Source organism: Thermococcus chitonophagus (genome assembly GCF_002214605.1).
Taxonomy (GTDB): domain Archaea; phylum Methanobacteriota_B; class Thermococci; order Thermococcales; family Thermococcaceae; genus Pyrococcus; species Pyrococcus chitonophagus.
The window spans coordinates 901,374-923,456 of record NZ_CP015193.1 but is presented as its reverse complement, the minus strand read 5'-3'; the positions used below and the strand labels follow the sequence as shown (position 1 = coordinate 923,456).

At 41.9% G+C, this 22,083-nt stretch carries 21 protein-coding genes and 1 pseudogene; 15 read left to right on the top strand and 7 right to left on the bottom strand.

The window, feature by feature from the left end:
• The first annotated feature begins 12 nt into the window (after positions 1–12).
• The 4 genes from A3L04_RS05215 to A3L04_RS05200 are packed head-to-tail and all read left to right on the top strand — an operon-like array spanning position 13 to position 3,558.
• A complete protein-coding gene (locus A3L04_RS05215) occupies positions 13–993 on the top strand; it encodes an ABC transporter permease (protein ID WP_068577005.1) in 981 nt (326 codons plus the stop codon).
• A 1-nt stretch (position 994) separates the two neighbouring features.
• Entirely contained in the window at positions 995–1,888 is an 894-nt protein-coding gene (locus A3L04_RS05210) for an ABC transporter permease (protein ID WP_068577008.1), read from the top strand.
• Between the two features lie 4 nt (positions 1,889–1,892).
• Positions 1,893–2,612, top strand: a complete 720-nt coding sequence (locus A3L04_RS05205) for a hypothetical protein (protein WP_068577010.1) — start codon at positions 1,893–1,895, stop codon at positions 2,610–2,612.
• A 10-nt stretch (positions 2,613–2,622) separates the two neighbouring features.
• Positions 2,623–3,558 (top strand): BadF/BadG/BcrA/BcrD ATPase family protein, encoded by a 936-nt coding sequence (locus A3L04_RS05200; RefSeq protein ID WP_068577012.1) that lies wholly within the window; start codon positions 2,623–2,625, stop codon positions 3,556–3,558.
• Positions 3,559–3,563: 5 nt separating this feature from the next.
• Here A3L04_RS05200 and A3L04_RS05195 read toward each other — a convergent pair.
• Together A3L04_RS05195 and A3L04_RS05190 are read right to left on the bottom strand one after the other, a co-directional pair.
• Positions 3,564–4,534 (bottom strand): annotated as a pseudogene (locus A3L04_RS05195) (imidazolonepropionase); the annotation flags it as partial.
• A 146-nt stretch (positions 4,535–4,680) separates the two neighbouring features.
• A complete protein-coding gene (locus A3L04_RS05190) occupies positions 4,681–6,951 on the bottom strand; it encodes a glycosyl hydrolase family 18 protein (RefSeq protein WP_088859112.1) in 2,271 nt (756 codons plus the stop codon).
• A gap of 436 nt (positions 6,952–7,387) precedes the next feature.
• Between A3L04_RS05190 and A3L04_RS05185 the strand changes: the two genes are divergently transcribed.
• The 6 genes from A3L04_RS05185 (at position 7,388) to A3L04_RS05160 (ending at position 12,259) form a co-directional block, all read left to right on the top strand.
• Entirely contained in the window at positions 7,388–7,852 is a 465-nt protein-coding gene (locus tag A3L04_RS05185; RefSeq protein ID WP_331711183.1) for a PadR family transcriptional regulator, read from the top strand.
• Positions 7,853–8,839, top strand: a complete 987-nt coding sequence (locus tag A3L04_RS05180; protein ID WP_088859111.1) for an ATP-binding cassette domain-containing protein — start codon at positions 7,853–7,855, stop codon at positions 8,837–8,839.
• A gap of 4 nt (positions 8,840–8,843) precedes the next feature.
• Positions 8,844–9,608, top strand: a complete 765-nt coding sequence (locus A3L04_RS05175) for an ABC transporter permease (RefSeq protein WP_068578577.1) — start codon at positions 8,844–8,846, stop codon at positions 9,606–9,608.
• A gap of 323 nt (positions 9,609–9,931) precedes the next feature.
• The gene (locus A3L04_RS11250; protein WP_157092439.1) at positions 9,932–10,147 is read left to right on the top strand and encodes a hypothetical protein; all 216 of its coding nucleotides are present in this window, start codon (positions 9,932–9,934) and stop codon (positions 10,145–10,147) included.
• A 494-nt stretch (positions 10,148–10,641) separates the two neighbouring features.
• Positions 10,642–10,953 (top strand): hypothetical protein, encoded by a 312-nt coding sequence (locus A3L04_RS05165; RefSeq protein WP_068578580.1) that lies wholly within the window; start codon positions 10,642–10,644, stop codon positions 10,951–10,953.
• Between the two features lie 4 nt (positions 10,954–10,957).
• Positions 10,958–12,259, top strand: a complete 1,302-nt coding sequence (locus tag A3L04_RS05160; RefSeq protein WP_068578581.1) for a DNA methyltransferase — start codon at positions 10,958–10,960, stop codon at positions 12,257–12,259.
• Here A3L04_RS05160 and A3L04_RS05155 read toward each other — a convergent pair.
• Entirely contained in the window at positions 12,245–13,063 is an 819-nt protein-coding gene (locus A3L04_RS05155) for a type II restriction endonuclease (RefSeq protein WP_068578583.1), read from the bottom strand. The two genes, A3L04_RS05160 and A3L04_RS05155, sit on opposite strands and share 15 nt — an antisense overlap.
• Before the next feature lie 356 nt (positions 13,064–13,419).
• Between A3L04_RS05155 and A3L04_RS05150 the strand changes: the two genes are divergently transcribed.
• From A3L04_RS05150 to A3L04_RS05135, 4 genes are all read left to right on the top strand, one after another.
• Positions 13,420–13,776: an Mth938-like domain-containing protein gene (locus tag A3L04_RS05150; protein WP_068578585.1), complete on the top strand. Its 357-nt coding sequence runs from the start codon at positions 13,420–13,422 to the stop codon at positions 13,774–13,776.
• 43 nt (positions 13,777–13,819) lie between these two features.
• Complete coding sequence (locus A3L04_RS05145; RefSeq protein ID WP_068578587.1) at positions 13,820–15,718, top strand: GNAT family N-acetyltransferase; 1,899 nt, start codon at positions 13,820–13,822, stop codon at positions 15,716–15,718.
• Between the two features lie 78 nt (positions 15,719–15,796).
• Positions 15,797–17,074, top strand: coding sequence for a phosphomethylpyrimidine synthase ThiC (thiC, locus tag A3L04_RS05140; RefSeq protein ID WP_068578589.1), 1,278 nt, complete (start codon positions 15,797–15,799; stop codon positions 17,072–17,074).
• Positions 17,075–17,105: 31 nt separating this feature from the next.
• A complete protein-coding gene (locus A3L04_RS05135; RefSeq protein WP_068578591.1) occupies positions 17,106–17,492 on the top strand; it encodes a transcriptional regulator in 387 nt (128 codons plus the stop codon).
• On the opposite strand, the gene A3L04_RS05130 is transcribed toward A3L04_RS05135, so the two are convergent.
• Complete coding sequence (locus tag A3L04_RS05130; RefSeq protein ID WP_068578593.1) at positions 17,489–18,181, bottom strand: SDR family oxidoreductase; 693 nt, start codon at positions 18,179–18,181, stop codon at positions 17,489–17,491. The genes A3L04_RS05135 and A3L04_RS05130 overlap by 4 nt on opposite strands.
• A gap of 319 nt (positions 18,182–18,500) precedes the next feature.
• On the opposite strand from A3L04_RS05130, the gene A3L04_RS05125 reads away from it, so the two are divergent.
• Positions 18,501–19,718, top strand: coding sequence for an FprA family A-type flavoprotein (locus A3L04_RS05125; RefSeq protein ID WP_068578595.1), 1,218 nt, complete (start codon positions 18,501–18,503; stop codon positions 19,716–19,718).
• Positions 19,719–19,728: 10 nt separating this feature from the next.
• Here the strand turns inward: A3L04_RS05125 and A3L04_RS05120 are convergent, their stop codons facing one another.
• Genes A3L04_RS05120 through A3L04_RS05110 form a run of 3 tightly spaced genes read right to left on the bottom strand, consistent with a single transcriptional unit; the run spans position 19,729 to position 22,068 of the window.
• Complete coding sequence (locus A3L04_RS05120; protein ID WP_068578598.1) at positions 19,729–20,403, bottom strand: hypothetical protein; 675 nt, start codon at positions 20,401–20,403, stop codon at positions 19,729–19,731.
• A gap of 2 nt (positions 20,404–20,405) precedes the next feature.
• Complete coding sequence (locus A3L04_RS05115) at positions 20,406–20,705, bottom strand: NitrOD5 domain-containing protein (RefSeq protein ID WP_068578600.1); 300 nt, start codon at positions 20,703–20,705, stop codon at positions 20,406–20,408.
• On the bottom strand, positions 20,698–22,068 hold the full coding sequence (locus tag A3L04_RS05110; RefSeq protein ID WP_068578602.1) for an ATPase domain-containing protein: 1,371 nt from the start codon (positions 22,066–22,068) through the stop codon (positions 20,698–20,700). The genes A3L04_RS05115 and A3L04_RS05110 overlap by 8 nt, the downstream gene beginning before the upstream one ends.
• Between the last annotated feature and the right edge of the window lie 15 nt (positions 22,069–22,083).

The following is a 22,083-nucleotide window of genomic DNA, read 5'->3' as shown; positions in this document are numbered from 1 at the left end:
GGTGCATCAAATATGGGGAGAAGTCTCTTTTCATATATAGCAATCAAATTGCTCCATAAGATAATAACCTTAATATTTGTAATACTACTCATATATGCCCTCCTTAGACTTGCTCCTGGAACGCCCTTTGATCAATATTTATACCAAGGTAAAATAACCGAAGAACAGTATGAGAGACTTTTGGAAGAGTGGGGATATAAAGATAATTTCATCACAGGAGCTATTAAAGTTCTTTATGGTATGTTTACATTTAATTTATTCAAAATGAAGTCTCCAGTTTATAATAAGCCCATAATTGAACTAATTTCAGTTAGGCTTCCCTATACATTAGGTCTTGTGACTGCTGCATACTTCTTTGGAACTATGTTGGGTATGTTACTTGGATTATATTGTGCAAAAAACCGTGGAACGCTAAAGGAGTCAATAATTTTATGGTTAGTCCTAGGAATTAGGGCCTTGCCTGTATTCTGGTTAGGAATGGTTTTATTATATTTCTTAGCATTTAAAGCGGGGTTATTTCCGTATTTAACAGCATCGGAGTTAAAGCCCCAAAATGTGTTTCATTATATGATTGACTGGTTGTGGCATAGCCTATTGCCCATAATTGTGTTATCCAAAATATATGCCGTTTCATACCTACTTACTATAAGGAACATGACAACAGAGGAGTATACAAGTGATTATGTTACCGCTCTTAGAGCCTTTGGATTGGAGGAGAACTACATTGTCGAAAGACATGTATTGAGAAACATAATGCCCCCAATTATTACGATGATGGCCATAGATATTGGATTCTTATTTGGAGGAGCCGTTGTTACTGAGACAGTGTTCAATTATCCTGGAATGGGTACTCTCATCTATGAGGCAATGTGGAATAAAGATTACCCTGTTGTGTTGGCTTCGTTCTATATCATTGCAATCGCTGTAATAGTTGCAATTACAATAGCCGAGATTACGTATGCATACTTAGATCCTAGAATAAGAGGTGAGTAATATGGTAAAAAAGGTTTCTAAAAGAAGAGATGAAGTAATTAAGAATTTAAAGGAGGTATTCAGATTTATATGGAATCACAAAATGGGCAGATTAGGAATTATAATCTTAGTTCTCCTTTTAATAATGGCCCTCTTTCCTCAGCTATTTACTAAATACACGCCAGAATGGACGTCCAATGAGATATTTGAGCCTGCATCATGGGAACACCCATGTGGCTTAGATCATCAGGGAAAAGATATTTGGACTCAAATAGTGTATGGAACAAGAATTTCTCTTAGTGTAGGATTCATTGCGGCAATACTTACAATCCTAGTAGGAGCCCTTATAGGAACTATCGCGGGATATTATGGAGGAGTATTGGATGATTTCTTAATGTTTATCTCAGATTCCATAATGATGCTCCCTAGCCTTTTACTTTTGTTAGTCATAGCATCCCTATTTTCTTCAATATGGAATATTTGGTACACTATTATTGTGATAGCGTTGATATCTTGGCCTTCTACCGCAAGAATGGTTAGGGCTCAAACACTTCAACTTAAGCATAGACTTTATGTTCAAGCTGCCATAGCCCTAGGAGCTAGTAATAGGAGAATAATTTTCAAACACATATTACCAAGCATAATTCCACTCCTCTTTGCTAGGGCAGCAATATTAATAGCGGGATTTATTGTAACGGTAGCCTCTTTAACATTTTTGGGACTAGGGGACCCAAATAACCCTGATTGGGGTTATGTAATGTACACGGCGAATAAGAATATGATGATTATCGTGATGAAAGGAATGTGGCAGTGGATTATAGTTCCTGGAATAATGATATCCCTTGCCGTTATAGCATTTGTCTGTATAGGAGAAGCCCTAGAAGATTACCTAAATCCAAAACTCAGGGAGAGGTGATAATATGAAAACGGAGGACAGGACTCTGTTTATAATAGGGGTGATTGCTATTGGTATTCTTACTCTGATCTTCCTAGATATGTTACCTGTATACTTTAGAACGTCGTTTATCATTGGCATCACTTTGATTGGGCTTCTCGTAGTTAATGGAATATTGAGCCTGGGGTTAAAATTTGGATATAGGAACCTGCTTATAATAAATGGGGGCATGTCTGTACTCGTCTTAGTTTTTATGCCCTCCTTTAGAGGGATAAATATTGGAGGCCTAATAATCTCATGGAAGTTCCTAGCCTTCCTATATCTCTTAATTACCCTAGTTGGTATTTGGTCTAAAAAAGAAGAAGAAACAGAAAAATTAAAATACATAGCATATCCCCTCCTAATTCTTCTCCTAATATTGGGTGTTATATTAGCATATGGGGGACTTAAATTCCAAGTGCCTCCAGATGCCATTCGCGGGATTGCAGCAAAAACTAAAATAAAAACATGGAGAGCTATGGGAATTTTATTTGGATTGTTAAATTGTGGAGCTATATATTCCATATATAGGGGCAGATACATCGCCTACATACTTTTCATAAGCTTTATTCTTCCTCCATTACTTACAGTACCCCTTGCAATAAGAGAAATAACGTTTGGTACACTTGCTCAAGTGTTATTCTTAGTTCAAGTTTACCTTAGTGGCGTTATGATTTCCTGGTATATGGGGTTAAGAAAATTGTAGGGTGAGACAGATGTTGTTTCTAGGAATTGACGCAGGAGCTACAAAAACTGAGGCAGTAATTATTGATAAAAAAGGAAAAGTTATCGGAATAGGTTATGGTGGCCCAGCAAATCTAAATTCGTCTCCTCTTCACATCGTGAAGAGTTCCCTCTCTAAAGCGATCATAGAAGCATTATCAGAAGAGGACAGGAGAGAGCACGTGAAATCTGCTTGCATATCAATTGCAGGAACGCTCGGTGGGAATACCAAGATACTAAGAGACATTTTAAGCGAAATCTTACCCAATGCAGAGCTCATAATAAGAAGAGATTATGAGATTGCTCATATAGCATGCTTCAATTTTGAACCTGGGATTGTATTTATCGCTGGTACTGGTTCTATCGCATATGGAATTAACGAAAAAGGAGAAACGATTAGAGTTGGAGGATGGGGTCACCTAGTTGGGGATGAAGGAAGTGGGTATTGGGTTGGGGAAGAAGGAATAAGAGCAGGACTAAGATTTTATGATGGAAGAGGAAAGCCCACGATCCTCTATGATTACCTGAAGGATTATCTCGGCATAAAAAATGATGACCCCGATAGTATTATAGGGGCAATATACTCCTCAAAAAACAAGAAAACACTCATTGCAGGATTTGCCCCATATGTCGTTAAAGCTGCAAGAGAAGGAGATCACGTGGCTAAACTAATATTAGAAAAGGCTAGTGAAGAAATTGTCTCATCCTATCTAGCTGCAATACGAAGGCTTAAATTTGAAAGTGTTCAATGTAAACTCGGAATAACAGGAGGATTTTACTTTGGAGCTAGGGATATACTTAGACCCATTCTCCTCCGTAAATTAGAGGAAGTATTTGGATATCCCGTCGATCTAAGAGAGCCAACCACGAGTAACGCGGAGGTCGCGGCAAAAGTCGCTCTAAAAGCTTCAATTAATAAGTCATGGTGAAACGAAGCTGATCTCTTCTCCGCCCCTAAAGGGGCGAAGCTTTCAAAATAATGTAAATAGAGGTTTGCCTGGAGCGTAACCGGATGATCGCCATCAGGCCGAAGAGCGGTTTAACTTCGAGGAGGTACTTTGCATTCCTCCAATCCTCGTGCTTGAGCTTAACCTTATAGCGATGGGAGTCGAAGGGGCCATATATTACCGGAACCCCTCTTCTTTCTTTATCTTCTCAAATGTTTCCCTGCTGTGAACGTCGCCAGCGTGCTCAATGGTTATCTTGAGGTTGAACTTCCTCTTTATCATGAGTAGGGCCGCTATATCATCTTCCTTGTGAACGTGAACCCTAAGCGGAACCTCTCCCTTTAGAACCGGTATTAAAGCTTCAACTGTCGGCTCAACTTCTTCGGGCTCTTTCTTGCCTTTCTCCAAAAGCTTCATTGTCTTCTGCGTCTTAATAAGCCAGATTGATGAGTATCCCTATGGCACCCATCCTCGTGCTTGGTCTCGTTCCCTTCCAGTTGATCGTTGACCTCGGGTTGTAGCCAAAGGCGGCCTTAACGCCTACGTACTTAATGAAGGCCTCCTCTATGTCCCTGCCGTAGTTCTTTATGAAAACAGCCTTTCCACCTATGATATTTCCGCTTCCTGGGAGAACCGAGGAATAGAGAACGCCGAACTCTATTGAGTGCTTAAAGGCTTTGTCGTCCATGTATATCGAATACAAAGCATCAACTAATGGTAGTACAGAATCCATCTCTTCATTTGCCTCTCCCTCTTGATAGGGCTCGCCATAACGATCCATACCTATGTGGCTGTGACCATCTATAAATGCCGGAGTTACAACGCCTTCAGCAATTATCTCAGCATCCTTGGGCTTCTCCTTCGTGATGTCAACTATCTCTCTGTCAAACACGACGTAGACGTCCTTTACTACATTTCCCAATCCGTCATATAGAAGAGTTGCCTTAACGGCTTTCATACCAATCACCATTTCGACTTATATCTTAGCACTTAAATACTTGACTGATCATAAGCGACCATTCATGATTGTAACTCCCCTTATGGCTATAATATTCAAGAACAAGGGACGATAAACAGTAAATAAATAAAATTAAGAAAAGGGGATCATTGTGACCATATGTCCCAGATTTCTCCGTTTATTTCGAGGATTATTTGTTTGACTCCGCTGACTGGGCCGTTGACGATGAATCCAAAGCTTGCCGTTGGACCCTTGTTCCAACTGAGTGGCGTGAAGACTACCCAATCACCCTCTTGGCTCTTCTGGACACCCCAGTAGTTGCCCATCTGGGTTGATGAATCAAGCTGGACTTTAACAACCCAGTCGTATTGAGCACCAAGGTTTAGGGTAATGTCAAACTGCCCACCAGTACCCCAATCATTAACCTTAACACTCATCGAACCAGGCTTAACCGGACTACCAGCCGAACTAGTAGTCGTTGTGGTCTGAGTTGACGTGCTAGTGGCAGTTGGTGATGTCGTAGTAGTCGTTGTAGTAGTCTGGGTTGGAGCGCTCGTAGTTGTAGTGGTAGTTGTGGTTGTAGTTGGAGCTGGAGTTGCTGTGGTAGTTGTGGTAGTAGTGGTAGTCGTAGTAGTTGGAACTGAAGTCGTCGTAGTGGTAGTAGTAGTCGTAGTTGTTGGAACTGACGTTGTAGTAGTCGTGGTGGTCTGAGTCGGAGTTGGTGATGGCTGAGGTGCAGGTGTTGGGACTACCCCACCACCCTGCTCGATGTGCTGGATTATTGTGTCTAGGAGTGGGTGGTTGTTCGTTCCTGGCTTCCTGTCTGCAGTAATCTCCCAAACCATTACTCCACCAAGCTTGTACTTTAATGCGTAATCTACCTTAATTCCAATGCTCTTCTGATCATCGTAGCTTATGAATATCTTCAGGCTTGGTGAGTATAGCCATGGAACCATGGCCACTGGATCCCAGTAATAGTTGTACTGTCCACTTGCCTTCTTTTCTTCGATGTCCCAGTAGTCCATTACTCCATACGTTTCACTAGCAGGACCCCATGTTCCGTCAGGTGTTCCCTGGAATGGCTGGTAGAGACCATTGTTCTCTGGAGGAACATTGGCGAAACTCCTTCCATAGAACGGCAGACCAAGGCTTATCTTCTCTGGTGCAACACCATGGTGGAGGTACCACTGAATTGAAGCGTTCACGTTGAAGTTCCACTTGACGTTAGGATCAGTGTACGGAGCGTTTGGATCAGCATATAGTGGAGCGTTGTGTCCAGTTATGTTCTCCCAAGCTCCGTGGTAGTCGTATGTCATGACGTTTATGAAGTCAAGGTACTTCATAGCCTCAGTCCAGTTAATTCTTGCTGCCTTGACAGGATCTGCAGGAACTGCTGCGGTTAAGAGGTAGTGCTTCTTGTCTTCTTTCTCTGCCTGGTCGAGAACCTCCCTTACGGTCTTCAGTAGTAGTACAAAGTTCTTGCCATCGTCTGGGCTAACGTAGTTGCCCTCCATTCCACCGCCGCCTGGATACTCCCAATCAATATCCACACCATCGAGATCGTACTTCCTGATTATTTCTAGTGCAGTTTCAGCAAACCTTTGCCTCTTTGCTGGATCAGCAGCTATTACTGAGAAGTACTTACTTAGAGTCCAGCCACCGACGGAGATAAGGATCTTAACTTGTGGGTACTTCTTCTTAAGTTCCTTGAACTTCTCAAGGTTCTGTGGGTCTGCCCAAGTGTCATACATTACAACACTACCGTCCTGCTCGGGCTTGAGGAATGCATACAGGACGTGAGTAACCTTGTCAAATGGTATGTCCTCTGGGTAGAATTTCCTTGCATAGATTCCCCATGAGATGTAGTAGACCACGACCCTGAAAGGCTTCTTTGGTGTCGTTACTTCCACTACATTTGATGGAGTACCCTTACTTCCGTCCTTGAACACTGGAACAACAACATAGTAGTATGTGGTCTCAGGCTGTAATCCATACTGGTCTAGATAGTTAGTTGTGGGTTCAGCTTCACCAAGAAGCTCCCAAGCGCCATATGGATCATCACTTGGCTGAGAAGTTGTCCAATACTTAGCTCTGTAGATTTTACCATTGTACTCTACAATATCACCCTGGTAATAGGTTTTACCTGGCTCGTATTGCGGATATGAGCTCCAGTTAACATACACTATTAAGTTCTGTGGGGATATTATGCCTTCTGGACTAGTGCTCCTGTAAATCTCGTACCCTGAGACGTTGCTCACTGGAGTCCATGTGAGGTTCACGATGTCCCAGGCGATCGGGTATGCAGAGAGCTGGATTTGAGTCTCTGCGGACACTAAGGGCACTGTAACTAATGGCGGCACTACCCCGATTGCAACTAACACTACCAGTAGTGCCGCAATTTTACTTTTGGTATTCATTTTTACCCACCTCCTAAAGTACAAATTTGATCTATAGGGTCCCAACTAGTTCATCCCCATTAATAACTAGCACAGAAGGACTTATTAGTTTATAGGTTACCACATTTATATAAGAGACAAAGATCTTACAAAATTGCAAAGCACTCGACAATTTTAATATTACTACTAGGCAAATATGTCGGATGTTGTTCAAAGTGTGTGAAAATAATGGAGTTATATTGACTTTAATGATCATTAATGTTCATCTAATACAAATTTCCTTTGTTTCATTTTTATACTAGAATGTGCATAAATGATGCCAACTAAGCGTTTAATTCCTCGGAGGAATCGTTAATTATTTATAAAACTTCAAATTTTGTAAAATATCATGATTTTACAATTGAATGATAACTTACAACCAACAAATTTATAAACGATATATCATTAGATATGTTTGGTGATATATTTGGAAAGGCCAAGACTGAAGGGTTACCTTAGACTATTAATCCTTCATATGTTAAAGGAGAAACCTATGCATGGCTATGCAATAATGAGCGAACTAGAAAGTAAGTACGGAATTCCAGAACCAAGTGCTGGAGCTATTTATCCAGTTCTATCCGAACTCAAGAGATTAAAGCTCATTGAGGTAGAGGGCAAAGGAAAAAGAGAAAAGAAAATCTATAGGATAACTGAGGAAGGATTAAAGTTCTTAGAAGAAAATCAGGGAGAATTAGCCAAAATTCTGCAAAAAATTGAGGCTTACAAGGAGTTTTCAAAGCTTGGAGGGAGAGAACTTGGAAAAACAATGAAGGAACTTCTTGAAAAACTTCCAGAGTTAAATGAAGATCAAAAAGAAAGAATCAGAGAGGAAATTCTTGAGTTTACAAAGAGGATAATGCTCATTCTCTTGAGAGGTGATTAGATGTACGCAATAGAGGTTGAGAATCTTGTAAAAAGGTATGGGGACTTCACAGCGGTTAAAGGTATCGGCTTTAAGGTTAAAAGAGGAGAAATATTTGCATTTTTAGGGCCAAACGGAGCAGGAAAAACAACTACTGTCCACGTTCTGACGACTCTCCTGAAACCCACGTCAGGCAAGGCCATAGTAGCTGGGCATGATGTTGTTAAGGAGCCCATGGAGGTTAGGAAAAAGATAGGGATAGTTTTTCAAGACCCAAGCGTTGACAGGGAGTTAACAGCTTATGAGAACATGTACATCCATGGGAGGATCTATGGACTAGGAGGCAGAGAGCTTAAAGAAAAGATTGAAAGGCTACTGAAGTTCGTCGAGCTGTGGAAATTCAAGGACAGACCTGTCAAGTACTTCTCCGGAGGGATGCAGAGAAGGCTAGAAATTGCGAGAGCCTTACTTCACGAGCCTGAGATTCTATTCCTTGATGAACCCACAATAGGTTTGGATCCCCAGACGAGGGCCCACATTTGGGACTACATAAAGACAATGAAGGAAGAGCACGACATGACTATTTTCCTAACAACCCACTATATGGACGAGGCAGAACAACTGGCCGATAGGATAGCTATAATAGATCACGGTAGGATAATTGCGGAAGGTACGGCAGAAGAGCTAAAGAAGCTCGTTGGAAACGACATAATCTACTTAAGGCTCGAGAGTCCAAAAGAGGAGTTAAAGTGCCTAAAAGCCGATTTTATAAGAGGATGCAAGCTCCTTCCAGATGGGAGAGTTAGGATAGACGTTGAAAACGCAACTGAGGCTCTACCAAAGTTGTTTGAGCTTGCCCAAAGGTCAGGAGTTAAGATCCTCGAGGTTACGTACCACAGGCCAACCCTGAACGATGTCTTCCTGCACTTAACTGGAAGGGAGATCAGGGATGAGGGTGGAGAGCAGAACGTTGCCAAGATGATTATGAGGGCTAGAATGAGGAGGTGAGAGGATGAGGGTTCTCGCTACAATGGTCTACAGGGAGCTTAAGAGGTTCATACGCTCAAAGGCGAGGGTTATTGGTTCACTGCTAAATCCACTTATCTGGCTCATATTCTTCGGAAAGGGATGGGCGGGCGCATTCAACTTCCCTGGGGCCAAGATGATCTTTGGAGGAGTTGACTACATGACGTACCTAGTCCCAGGAATAGTTGCAATGACGGTCTTCAACATGGGCTTTATGCAAGGGATAACGCTGATATGGGACAGGCAGTTCGGATTTCTCAAGGAGTTGCTTGTGGCACCAGCATCAAGGGTTGAAGCAATAATAGGGAGGAGCATTGGAGGGGCTCTGATGGCCCTAATCCAAGGGATGATAATACTAGCCCTGAGCTTCACGATGGCCGACCTAAAGGTTTCGGGAGTTTTGCCAACGCTCGCACTGGCATTCCTCGTAGGCGTAGCAGTTTCCGGCCTTGGAATGGCAATAGCAATGAAGATGACATCCATGGAGGGCTTCCAGATAATAGTGACCATGCTCATGCTCCCAATGACATTCCTCAGTGGGGCATTTTATCCGATAAGCACCATGCCTGAATGGATGCAGTACCTGGCAAAGATAAATCCACTAACGTATGCTGTTGATGGTGCAAGGTACTACCTAGCAGGAATCCAGCCAACGTTTTCACTAACAACTGACTGGCTAGTCCTGGGGCTGCTGGCGATAGTGTTCGTTGGAATAGCTGCCCTAGAGTTCAGGAAGGCAACAATTGATTGATGTAGCAAGGTTATTATACTTTTCCTATATCCATTTTTCTTCTAGGTGGTTCAATGTTTGTGAATAGAAAGAGAGCTCGAATTTCTTGAGAGGAAAATGGAAAGAGAATAAGGCCCAACTAATAATCATCCATGGGAGGAGAAGAGTTAGAAAACATGCTTCTTAAGGAATTCTTAAAAGAGAAAATATAATGACATTGGAAAGTTGTTCCAGTATCTTGCCGAGAAAATAGGGGAGAAAGAATCTGCGTGATCATTCGACGAATTCCAGTACCTAATGTCCCCTAAACCCAGGAATCCTAAGCGTTTTTCAAAGAGCCTGGGATGAGCACCTTAAAGATACCGGTTCCTAATTCTGTGCAGTTCATTAATTGGACGATGAAAAGAACTATGAAGTACACGGGAGGAGAACTTGGCGTTTCCGATGAGAGCATAGAAAACATTGTAAAAATATACACAATTTTCGGAGGGATCCCCTATTACCTTGACATAACAAGAGGGCTCAAGCCTAAAGAGGCAATAAAGGAAAAAGTCCTCTAAAAGGTAGAAGTTATCTACGGAGAGCCCAGGTATATAAGCCAATATTGAAAGAGTTATCGCTGGGATACGAGGCCCTGGGAAAGCTAATGAACTATACGGGACTAGATAGGGAAACATCTCAAATGGGATCATCGACCAATACTGCGGTCAAATGTTCGAGATACTCGTCAGGGAGATGTTCATATCGAAAATAATAGATTTTAGTCAGATAGGGGCGAGGGGTGGATGCTGTATTGGAGCTTAAAGACGGACAAATGTTAGTCTAGGTTAAAAAGAGGAGAGAGGTAGAGGGTATTCTTGAAGACCTCAAGAGGAAATCAGGAGCATTCAACGCCAAGAAAAAGAAATTCCTGCTCATGGCAGAGGAAATAGATGGTAAAACTCCCGAGGTGCTCGACTTAAAGGATTTAGATCGAAAAATGTTTATATAAACATCCCTCTGTTTGGATCTATAATATTGGGATATCCAGATATGTCGGTAGGGGGATATAGCCATGGGATTACAAAAGCTTAAAGAACCTTACGAAATAAAAGAGTTTATCAGGAATGTAAGACAAAATTTTGGTTCAACAAATAATATTGACCATGACTCTCTTGCTGTATGGTCATTTAATAAACTCCAAAAATTTCTTTGGGATAATTGGAAGCCAGAACTCAAGAAAATGGGCATTAGATGGCAGTTATTCCTCAAGATACTAAAACTCCACACAGACGACTTCATAAAATGGGCCTTATATGACAAAATGAGTTGGGATGAAGTCATGGAGAGGGTTATTTCAACAATTGAACAGTATGCTGAGAGGTGATCACATGAAGACACTTGATGAGTTCATTAACGCACAAGTTGTATTGAAAAAAGTTGGAGAGAAGAAATTTAGAGATCCGAGTTGGGATTTCACAACAGCTAATACTAAAATTTTAACCCATGGAATACACTCTTATCCGGCTATGATGATACCACAAGTTGCCAGAAAATCGATAAAGCTTTGGGGCAAGAATGCAAAGGTCATTCTTGATCCCTTTTGCGGTTCAGGAACTGTCTTAGTCGAGGCGAAAATAAAGAATATAAACAGCTATGGATTCGACATCAATCCACTTGCAATTTTACTTTCAAAAGTCAAAACAACGCCAATAGACCCAAGGATATTGAAAAGGTACTTTAAAGAGTTAAGAGAAAACATTAGAAGGAAACTCGACCAATTTGAGAGAGGACAACTTGATGTTGAAGTTCCAAACTACTTCAACATCGACTACTGGTTTAAGCCACGTGTCTCGAAACATCTCGTGATTGTTAAAGAAGAAATTTGGAAGATTGAAGATGAAAACATTAGAGATTTCTTCAAAGTTGCTTTCAGCGAGACTGTTAGATATGTGAGCAATACAAGGAACAGCGAACACAAATTATATAGGATTCCAGAGGAAAAATTAAAGGACTGGAATCCAGATGTCTATGAAACCTTTGTAAAGTATGCAGAGAGGAATATCCTAAAAATGGCTGAATTTTATAATATAGCAAAAGATAAGACTGCTTTCGCAAAGCCTATGTACCATAATGTCCTTGAAAAAGCTGACATTGAGGGCGTTGATTTAATATTAACTTCTCCTCCCTATGGCGATTCAAAGACCACTGTTGCTTATGGGCAGTTTTCTCGGTTGTCACTCCAATGGATGGACTTTGATTATAAATTGATAAGAGCAATAGACAAAATAGCCCTTGGAGGAAAGCCTGCAAAGTCGCTAAAACACTCTATCCCATCAGAAAAGCTTGATAAAGTAATTCACCTAATTGCAGAGAAGGATGAAAAGAGAGCAAGAGAGGTACTCTCATATTTCATAGACTTCTATAAAGCCAGTAAAAACCTCGATGAACTCCTAAATGAGGAAGGATACGTTGTTTTTGTCGTTGCCAACAGGACAGTAAAAGGGGTAAGGATACCAACTGATGAAATTTATGTCGAAATATTCGAAAGTTTTGGTTATGAACATGAGGTAACATATGTGAGAGCCATTCCAAATAAGAGAATGCCCCACAGAGTTTCACCGTCAAATAGAAAAGGAGAGACTGTCGAAACGATGGCAGAGGAAAACATTGTTGTATTACACAAGAGTTAATTGTTTTTCTCTTTTCTTATTTTCATGCTTATTCATGAATTGTATTATGTCATCAAAAATATCTGAGAATCTTCTGATTTTCTGTATGTATTTGTCCTCATTAAAATTAGGGTCGGATATCCGCTTAAGTTCTTCAATGAGGCTGTCATATCTACCATCTATGACATAGACCCTGTCAATTCCATTGTCGAGCATTGCAATTGCTGAGTATACTGTAAATTCCTCATCAAACCCAACGAACCAAAAATTGATTTTGTCTCCAAACTTATTTCTTAGAATTTGTGCTTCACCAACGGCCTCCCTCCATCTTTCTCTAACCTTCCTTTTCACTGTTATTAATATTGCTGAAGAAGGGTCATTGAGAAAAGTCCTTACAGAGGGTATAATAAAATCAGGCTTTTCGCCTTCTGTAATGTAACCGTAGATTTTAATCATTCTGTCGTGTTCATATCTAATTCCAAACCTGTCAAGTAGTTTTGTAAAGATTACCTCGAATGTCTTTCCACCTCTTGAGAATCGAGCCTGTTGAAAAGACTGTTCAAGTTTCTCTCTGCTATACCTAGCTGAAAGATAAGCTTCCCTTACTTGTTTTTCATATTCTTTGTAAATCTCGAATGCTTTTTCCTCAAGCATTTTTGCAATTCTTGAGGGAGTTATAACTTCTCCTCTCTCGTCTTTCTCGAATAATTTGTCAAGAAGCTCATCTACATTCAATTCAGTAATTGCTTCCTCAACTATTTCATTTGTTGGGGGAATATTTTGTGTTGGTTTCTTTGTTATATCAATAACGAGATTTCTAACCATCCAAATCACCAAAAATATTAACAGAGGCTATAATAAAAATTTATCATGTCTAAGCTCTTCTTTTGAATTTTCATCATAATACAAAGAATTTCTCCAGTATTATTGTTTAATATAACTTGACATACAGTTGGTGTTTGTACATTCCTCTATGGGACAGTTGGAAATGCGTTGATAGAATAGGTACAACAAAATAGTTACGGAATTGCAGAGATAAAAATAAAAACAAACAAAGCACAAGAACATTATGAGAAGGACTTATCTTTCTCAATTTTAGAGATTAGAGAAGAATAAAAGGGCAATGATGTAGATTGGCCTTTGGGGTATCTGATGCCCGGGACCGGTGGAGGCTGAGCCCGATGAAAGTCGGAGAGGTGAAGTTCGGGAGCGTTGAAATAAACGGGATAAAGTACAACCACGACATAGTCATCTATCCAAGTGGCAGAATAGAGAGGAGGAAGAAGGAGATAAGCAAGAAAAAGCACGGGACGAGCCATAAATTTGATCCAGAGGAGCTTAAAGAATACCTTAGGGAGGACTTCGATGTCCTAATAGTAGGTACCGGAATATATGGGATGCTCTCCCTACTCCCGGGGGCGAAGGAACTAGTGAAGGAAAAGGAGGTAGTAGAAAGACCAACTCCAGAGGCCTTGAAGTTGGTCGAAGAGCTCTGGGGCAAGAAGAAGGTTTTAGCTGTTATCCACGTTACCTGTTAGAAATCGTTATTAACTTTTCTTCAACTATATTTTCGGTGGTTTCATGCTCATCAGAGGAAAGGTTAGGGAAAGCAAGATACCGAAGTTTAAGCACCGCTGGTTCGGCGTTCTCGAGGTTGATACAGAGGAGGGAGTATACAGGCTGTACATGAGCGGCATAGCCCAATGGTTCATAGAGGGAGATGAAGTTGAGATAAAGCCACTGAAGGAGCCAAAGGAGAAGGACGGAGTAAAAATTCTAGAATTCAACGATTACGAGCTGTACAAGTTCTACAATAGAGAGAAGATAAAGGTCTGGCCCCTTTGGGAGAAGACGTACAAAGCAAAGCGCTACTCCCCCCTAACGGGCGAGCTACTGTATGAGTACGAAATAAGGGCGAGAGAGGCAACGTACGAGAGCGATTTTGAGGCGATAGCTGAACTCGAGCAGTACCACTACGCAAGCCAGAAGGAGAAAGTGGCCCTGTGGAGGTGTGAGAAGTGCGGAACAATAATCGAGGCAAACACTAAGCCGATATGCCCCAAGTGTAAAACCGACAAGTACGTTCACATATTAGAGATTAAGGGCTCCACCCCAGCCTCAAGGTTTCTCCTCCTTGAACTCGTTAAGAGGGAGGAGTACGAGCCCAGGATTCTGGCGTACGTTAGGGTAGATCCACCGATACCCCTAATGCACAGGAGGCTACCCAATGGGGAGATAGAGAAGAATATAAGGGAGAAGGTGTTTCCAGAAGACTGGTTAAAGCCAAGCTTCTGGCCGGAGAAGATAATGCACGAACTGTTCATGGAGCTAAGGAAGAAGTACCCAAAGAAGATAGCCAGATCCCTGTTATGGGAGAAGGCCAAAGAAAGGGCATTGAGAGAGAGCAACACAGCAGGAGCGAGGATTGCGAGAGTCGTTGTTCACCCAGACTACCGCTCGGACGGCATTGGACAGTTAAGCGTTAAAGCGGCACTGGAATGGGTCGCGGAGAGGAGAATACCCGAGATGAGGAAGAAGAAGCACTTTGTGGAAACAATAGCACAAATGGCCCGCTACAATCCATTCTTCGAGAAAGTTGGCTTTAGGTTCGTCTGGGAAACCGCGAGCGGAAGGCCCGTCCTGATATACCCCCTAACCCAGGAGGCCAAGGAGTACCTAGAGAGATATTTTAAGGAAGATCCCTATGCTCCCAAGGAACCTCTCTGGAAGCCAAGCTACGGAAAAGTGGAACCGCTTAAGGGTCCGATAGTGTTCAAGAATGTAAGCAAGGTCTTCGAGAGCGAGCTCGACATAAAAGGCCTCCCAGAAGAAATTCAAGAGTTGTTGAAGGCTTTCGGGGTTAGGCATAGAATAATTCAGAGGCCGGTGTTGAGGAACCTAAACTTCGAGATAAAGCCTGGAGAGGTTATAGCAGTTGTAGGAGCAAGCGGTGCCGGTAAGACAACATTGCTTAGGCTAATCCTAGGGGCCGTCAAAGGTTACTGGGAAGAGAAGTACAGGCCAACTAGTGGAAAAATCGAAGTTCCAAATAACGTTAAGGTTGCAGTAATGATTCCTGGAGAGTTTGAGCCAGAATTCGGCTCGGAAAGCATTCTAGAGCACGTCTACAGAAAGATCAAGGATCTAAATGCTGCCGTAGAAGTGCTAAATAGAGCAGGGTTAAGTGATGCGGTCCTTTACAGGGCCAAGTTCTCCGAGCTGTCAACGGGCCAGAAAGAGAGGGCCAAAATAGCGTCCCTTCTCGCGGAAAAGCCAAACTTAATACTTATCGATGAGTTCGCAGCTCATCTTGACACACTAACGGCAATGAGGGTAGCAAGAAAGGTTGCAGAAATTGTAAGGGAAGCAGGAATAACAGCGGTAATAATTACCCACAGGCCTGAGGTCGTTAAGGCCTTGGATCCAGACAGGGTACTCTTTGTTGGGTATGGAACTGCAGTTATGAGGAAATCTCTCTGACATCCTCTTTTCTTTAGGCAAAGATTTTAATACTTATTGGATTACCAAGTTCTCGAAAATAAAAACTTGGTGATAAAAATGACGCAAATCGAGCAGGCAAAGAAAGGTGTAATCACGGATGAAATGATGCAAATCGCTCAAAAGGAAGGTATAAGCCCGGAAAAATTGAGAAAGCTCGTAGCTAAGGGATACACCGTTATATTCAGGAATAAAGTTCATGAGTGGGTCGAGCCAGTAGCAGTTGGCCAAGGGGTTAGGGTAAAGATAAACGCAAACATAGGGACTTCAAGGGACATTGTGAACGTGGAAGAGGAGATAAAGAAAGCTCAAATCGCCGTTAAGTATGGGGCGGACACTATAATGGATCTCTCGACGGGTGGAGATCTAGATGAAATAAGGAGAAAGATAATGAAGGCCGTAAATGTTCCAGTTGGAACAGTTCCAATATATCAGGCAGCCGAGGAAATGCTGGCTAAAGGGAAGGCAATAATAGAAATGAGTGAAGAGGACATGTGGAAGGCCGTAGAGAAGCACTTCAAGGATGGTGTCGACTTTGCAACGATTCACGTTGGAGTTACTAAAGAAGTAGTGGAAAAAATGAAGAGAGTCAAAAGGGTAGTAGGAATGGTTTCGAGGGGAGGAACGTTCTTAGCCGCGTGGATACTGCACTGGGGTGAAGAAAACCCATTCTACAAGGATTATAACTACCTACTAGAGCTTGCCAAAGAGTATGATGTAGTCTTAAGCTTGGGAGATGGGCTTAGACCTGGGGGATTGCCAGATGCTGGAGATGAGCTACAAGTAGCGGAACTCTACACACTGGGAAGGCTCGTTAGAAGGGCGAGGGAGGTCGGAGTTCAGACGATGGTTGAAGGTCCGGGGCACGTCCCAATAGATCAGATCCCCGCCCAGATAAAGCTGATGAAAATAGCTACGGACAATGCTCCAGTCTACGTCCTAGGGCCTCTCGTGACGGATATATTTCCCGGGTACGATCACATAGCTGGAGCTATAGGAGGGGCAATAGCCGCCCTGAACGGGGCGGACTTCCTATGCTATGTCACACCAGCCGAGCACCTTGGCCTGCCCACAGTGGAGCACGTTAAGGAAGGAGTTATCGCAACGAAGCTCGCCGCCCACGCAGTAAACCTCACGAGGTTCGAAGAGGACTACAGGAAGGACTATCTAATGAGCGTTGCAAGGGGAAGCCTGAATTGGGCCAAACAATATGAGCTCGCCATGGATAAGGAAAAGTTCATTGAAATAAGGAAGGAGAGGCCAACAAAGACTGAGGCGTGCTCAATGTGCGGAGACCTGTGCGCGATAAAGCTGATAAACGATATGCTCAGGGAATAACCTTATATACCACGTGTCATAATTTACGACCATGAAAGTTTCAGCCTTCGAAGTCGCTTCCCGCTACGTTTACCCATCTTTAAGGAGGAGGTTAGTTCAAGTTCTAAGGGAAAAAGGGTTGAAGCAAGATGAGATAGCTGAACTTTTACACATAACCCAGTCGGCCGTTTCAAGGTACTTAAAGAAAGACAGGGGAGCATTAATTGACGTCGAGCAATTCAAGGACATAGATGAAAAAGTCAAAGAGATAGCAGAGTGGGTAATAGAGGAGAGGCCCAGCGAGTACGAAATCCACAAGTCTCTGGTAAAGCTAACCTTGGAGATGCTAGGTAAGGGATACGTCTGTAACTTCCACTCCCTTATAGATCCAACGCTAAATCCAAAGGAGTGCAACGTCTGCTTAGAGCTGTTTAGTTAGTAAACGGGGTCCTGGTAAATTGACCTGAACATGACCTCTTCAACCCTAACATGGGTAGGTAGTTTCACTACCATCCTCACTATTTCGGCAACATCCTCCGGCTTCATGAAGCCTTCCTCTCTCTTTCTTCCAGGCTTGCCATAAAAGTGAGTGTCAACGGCTCCAGGTCTGAGCTCCAAAAATCTGACCTCAGGATTTTCAAGCTGGAAGGTTCTCACTAAAGCTCTAGCCCCCCATTTGCTCACAACATAAGCCCCGCTTCCAGGGAGTAGCCTAGTTGATAAATCTGAAGTGACAACTATCGCAACACCCCTTCTTTCCTTTAGGGAGGGGAGGAATGCTTTTATTGTCCTCCAGACTCCCAGTAAGTTTACTTGGATGGTTCTCATAAAGTCATCTTCGCTTATCTCATCGAGTCTCCCTGGGATTCCTATTCCAGCATTCGCTATGACAACATCAACGTTCCTGAATTTTTTGAGAGTATTAGTGGCAAATTCTTTGACGCTCACAGGATCAGAAACATCAAGATAAGAGTAGAAAACCTCCGTGTTCAATTCTTCTACTAATTCTTTAAGGAGATTAACACTTCTAGCTCCCAAAGAAAGAGAAAATCCTTCTTCAGACAGGGCTTTGGCTATCGCCCTACCAATCCCCTTTGAAGCCCCAGTAATTACCGCAACCTTCTTCATAAAAATAGCTCTGAAAGATATAATTTAAAAAGTCATTCTCTTGGCTTTAGAACATATGCCAAAATTCCCTGTTAAATAAAGTGAGACTGCTTTATTTTGGAACTTCTTTAAAAACAGTTGTTAGATTATTACCCTCGAGAACATACTTCCAAACTAAGTTAAATGAGATCAAAAATCCTTTAACTTTGCCAAGAAAGCGCTGGATAGAACAGTATTGCTTCTGCAATATCATCAAACTATATAGGTTCGAAAATCGTAATGATGAGGTGAGCACAGAAAACTTTATATGACATGTGGCAAATCATTCTGAGGTGGTAATATGGCTGGAATCTTAGTAAAGAAGATACTTAATGAGCCTGAGCTCTACCTCATAAGGATAAATGATGATGAAATAAAGTACTTTGAGGCAACATGGTATATTCCAGAGGGTATAACTTACAATTCATACCTAATGAAACTCAAAGACGCTGTTGTTCTCTTTGACACCGTAAAGAAGGATTATGCAGATATGTTTTTAGAGGAGCTAACTAAGCTCGTTGATCCCAGGGAGATAACCCATATCATAGTCCACCATACTGAACCAGATCACAGCGGTGCTTTGCCTAAGGTTCTCGAAGCAAACGGATATAGGGCTAGAGTTATAGGAACTGCATTCGCAAGAAACCTCTTGGAGGGTTTCTATGGGAAAGAAGTTGTTAAGAACTTCCAAGTCGTTAAAGATGGAGAGGAGCTCAAGATAGGGAATAGAACTTTTAGATTCATAACTGTCCCGTGGCTTCACTGGCCCGATACAATGATAACATACGTGGTTGAGGACAAACTTATATTCAGCTGTGATGCAGGAGGGGGCTACTCAATTCCAGAGGAGATAGATGATTCCAGCGAAGAAGTTGTAAAGGAGTACCTCCCATATGTTACTAAGTACGTTGTAACTGTTATCGGGCACTACCACAAGTACATCGTCCAGAATATTGAGAAGCTAAAGAAGCTCGGGATTATAGATAATGCCAAGATGATTCTTCCTGGTCACGGGCTTATCTGGAGAAAGAACCCAAGTAGAATATTTGAACATTACGAGCGGATAGGAGCTGGGATTCCTGAAAAGGACAAAGTTCTCGTAATTTATGATTCTATGTATGGCTTCGTTGAGGAGAGAATGAAGATAGTGATAGACGAGCTAAAGAAGCTAGGAAAGAAGCCCATTGTGTACAGATTTACGGATAGAGAGAGTCCAGCAGTTGCCGACATCCTTGGGGAGGTCCCCACTGCCGAGGCAATAGTAATTGGAGCATCAACGTTTGAAGCAGATATACACCCCAGAATCAGATATGCCCTATTTGAAATACTAGACAAGGCTAACTATGAGAAGCCAGTCCTTATAGTTGGAGCATTTGGCTGGGGCGGTGTGGCAGGTAGGAAGATAGAGACCCTGATTGCAAGGAGTAAGTTTGATCATATGGCAACCATCGAAAGCAGGGGAAGGCCAACAAAGGAAGATGAAGAAAAGATTAGAGAAACTGTCAGGGCTCTCTTTTGAATACTCTCCTTTATTTCTCGGGAATGAATATTACAGCATTTCTGGTAACCTCATACCTCCAGGACTTTAGATTGTATTCCATGAATGGGCTTCTTATTATTGTTAGGATCCTTTTTATTGAAACTCCAACAACTTTGACTTCAAGCCTGACTACATTCAGCGCAAAACTGTTAACTATTTCAAGTATGCTCTCGGGAAACATTTTCGTGTTAAAGGTCATTACGACGCTATTTCCTGGGGCTCTCGATAGAACCTTTGTTATGCCAGGTATCATTAGGGGTAATTCCCCCTTATGCCTTACTCCATAAAGATCCAGACCAAGAACGAAGAAAAGAGAGTTATCAAGACCCTTTATTGCTTCTCCAATCCTCCCAGCTATAATCTCAGGGTCAGATGTTTCAACTATTATTTCAGGCATTAAATCCTCTTCAAGAAAGGGATTGATGGATATCAGCCTATCAGCTCCAAATACTTGGTCAGCATCATTGAATATTGATCTGAGATACCTCATTACTGCAGCATACGCATCATTGAAAGAGATAACTACAAAATTTTCATAACTTGCTCTGATCTTTTTAGCAAGATTATACAAAATAATCTCAACGTCACTTCCTATCTCATGAGTTATAAGGGTTGGGCTAAGTCTCTTAGCGGCCTCTGCAATTATTGATAGTGGATCTCTCATACCTACTCACCATAGACTTCTTTAAGAATCTCCACTAACTCCTCTAGTGTATTTGGAGGTTCAGAACCTCCTAAGACATCTTTAACCTGATCAATAACAACCATTTCGAGTAATCTTGAGCTATACTCCCCAAATAACTTAGCTACAGCCTCTTTAAACTTTTTCGGATCACTATATGCAACTTCCAAACCTTCACCAAGAGAGACTCTCAAATGGGTCTCAAGAACTGCTTTTAGCCCTGGGCTGACCTTGTCTAATGCATTTGCTAGAGCTCTAACAAGAATTTCCTGTCCCTTACTCATAGATAATCACCCCAGTGTCCGTGATGTCGTACTTGTGCAATTTCCTCGAATGATTAGAGCCCCTTGCCTTTACTATTATAAGCCTCCTCTCGAGTTTACCCTCAGATATGAAGTACTTTAACCAAATTATGACGTCTGCCAAGGTGCTTGCATTCGTTGAGGGAACAATTGAGGAGTTAGATTCGTCAGTAAGTGTAAAGTAAAGAGCACTTTTCTTGGATTTAGCGAGAATTGAGAGGTATCTTAGAACCTTTGAAATGTCTCTATCGCCTATGTGTTCTCTAAGAGCACTTAAACTGTCTATTACCACTGCAACAGGTTTAAACTCCTCTATAAGATTCCTGATATTAATGAAAAGTTGCAAAGGCGTTGTTGCTTCAGGGATCCAACTCTGTAATATCAAATTTCCTGAGTCTAAAGCCTCCCATATTTTGAGTCCATAGTTTTGAGCAGTTCTTAGGAGCTGATCTATAGGTTCTTCAAAAGATACATACACAACTCTTCTTCCCTGTAGGGCATTTGAAATAGCAAAGTGTAATGCAAATGTTGTCTTTCCTGTTCCTGTCATCCCAACTAAAAGGACAGTAGACCCCCGGTATATTCCACCTTCCAGTAATTTATCAAGTTTTTCTATTCCAGTGGTTATCTTCTCCCAAATTGGTTCCTCATATTCTGCCCTCTTAAGCTCAGGGACAGCAAAGAATTCAATTCCATAATCAGTTATTGCATACTCATATTCTGGCCTTTTTATCCTCCTTCTCCTCATTTTTCTAACTTCGATTGTTCTCACAATGTTTTCCCCAACTTTCCTGCTTTTTAGGAATATTACGCCATCGACAACAAATTCTTCCACCCCAAAACCAATGCTGTCCTTTCCAATTGGCTTTTCAGCTATGAGAATAGCTGTCGAATTGTATGCTTTTACTATCCGCCCTAACATTGTATGGAGGAAAGTCCTCGTCATCTCCCTCCCTAAGAGATTTGAAATTACTGTAACCGAATCAAGCACAATTCTATCTGGCTTGAATTTGATTATCTCATTCATTATAAGCTCTATCTCCTTTTGTACTGTCTCAGCAGGAACCGTTACAAGATCTATAAACTTAAAAACTCCTGCCTTTTCAAACGTCTCAAAGTCCATCCCCAACATCTTCATTTGCTCGTAGAACTCTCTCTTTGTCTCGCTAAGAGAGATGTAGATACCTTTATCTCCAAACTTCACAAAACCATTGTATAAGAAAGTTGCAGAGAATATCGTTTTGCCAGATCCAGGCTCCCCCGCAACTAGAATTACTGAACCATCTGGAAATCCTCCTTCAATTATATCTTTGTCAAAATATTCAATACCAAATAATTTTCCCATCCCTTCCCACCACAT

Coding starts and splice junctions, on each gene's coding strand:
- A3L04_RS05215 (WP_068577005.1), top strand. CDS start 13: ATGGGGAGAAGTCTCTTTTCATATATAGCAATCAAATTGCTCCATAAG.
- A3L04_RS05210 (WP_068577008.1), top strand. CDS start 995: ATGGTAAAAAAGGTTTCTAAAAGAAGAGATGAAGTAATTAAGAATTTA.
- A3L04_RS05205 (WP_068577010.1), top strand. CDS start 1,893: ATGAAAACGGAGGACAGGACTCTGTTTATAATAGGGGTGATTGCTATT.
- A3L04_RS05200 (WP_068577012.1), top strand. CDS start 2,623: ATGTTGTTTCTAGGAATTGACGCAGGAGCTACAAAAACTGAGGCAGTA.
- A3L04_RS05190 (WP_088859112.1), bottom strand. CDS start 6,951: ATGAATACCAAAAGTAAAATTGCGGCACTACTGGTAGTGTTAGTTGCA.
- A3L04_RS05180 (WP_088859111.1), top strand. CDS start 7,853: ATGTACGCAATAGAGGTTGAGAATCTTGTAAAAAGGTATGGGGACTTC.
- A3L04_RS05175 (WP_068578577.1), top strand. CDS start 8,844: ATGAGGGTTCTCGCTACAATGGTCTACAGGGAGCTTAAGAGGTTCATA.
- A3L04_RS11250 (WP_157092439.1), top strand. CDS start 9,932: ATGAGCACCTTAAAGATACCGGTTCCTAATTCTGTGCAGTTCATTAAT.
- A3L04_RS05165 (WP_068578580.1), top strand. CDS start 10,642: ATGGGATTACAAAAGCTTAAAGAACCTTACGAAATAAAAGAGTTTATC.
- A3L04_RS05160 (WP_068578581.1), top strand. CDS start 10,958: ATGAAGACACTTGATGAGTTCATTAACGCACAAGTTGTATTGAAAAAA.
- A3L04_RS05155 (WP_068578583.1), bottom strand. CDS start 13,063: ATGGTTAGAAATCTCGTTATTGATATAACAAAGAAACCAACACAAAAT.
- A3L04_RS05150 (WP_068578585.1), top strand. CDS start 13,420: ATGAAAGTCGGAGAGGTGAAGTTCGGGAGCGTTGAAATAAACGGGATA.
- A3L04_RS05145 (WP_068578587.1), top strand. CDS start 13,820: ATGCTCATCAGAGGAAAGGTTAGGGAAAGCAAGATACCGAAGTTTAAG.
- thiC (WP_068578589.1), top strand. CDS start 15,797: ATGACGCAAATCGAGCAGGCAAAGAAAGGTGTAATCACGGATGAAATG.
- A3L04_RS05135 (WP_068578591.1), top strand. CDS start 17,106: ATGAAAGTTTCAGCCTTCGAAGTCGCTTCCCGCTACGTTTACCCATCT.
- A3L04_RS05130 (WP_068578593.1), bottom strand. CDS start 18,181: ATGAAGAAGGTTGCGGTAATTACTGGGGCTTCAAAGGGGATTGGTAGG.
- A3L04_RS05125 (WP_068578595.1), top strand. CDS start 18,501: ATGGCTGGAATCTTAGTAAAGAAGATACTTAATGAGCCTGAGCTCTAC.
- A3L04_RS05120 (WP_068578598.1), bottom strand. CDS start 20,403: ATGAGAGATCCACTATCAATAATTGCAGAGGCCGCTAAGAGACTTAGC.
- A3L04_RS05115 (WP_068578600.1), bottom strand. CDS start 20,705: ATGAGTAAGGGACAGGAAATTCTTGTTAGAGCTCTAGCAAATGCATTA.
- A3L04_RS05110 (WP_068578602.1), bottom strand. CDS start 22,068: ATGGGAAAATTATTTGGTATTGAATATTTTGACAAAGATATAATTGAA.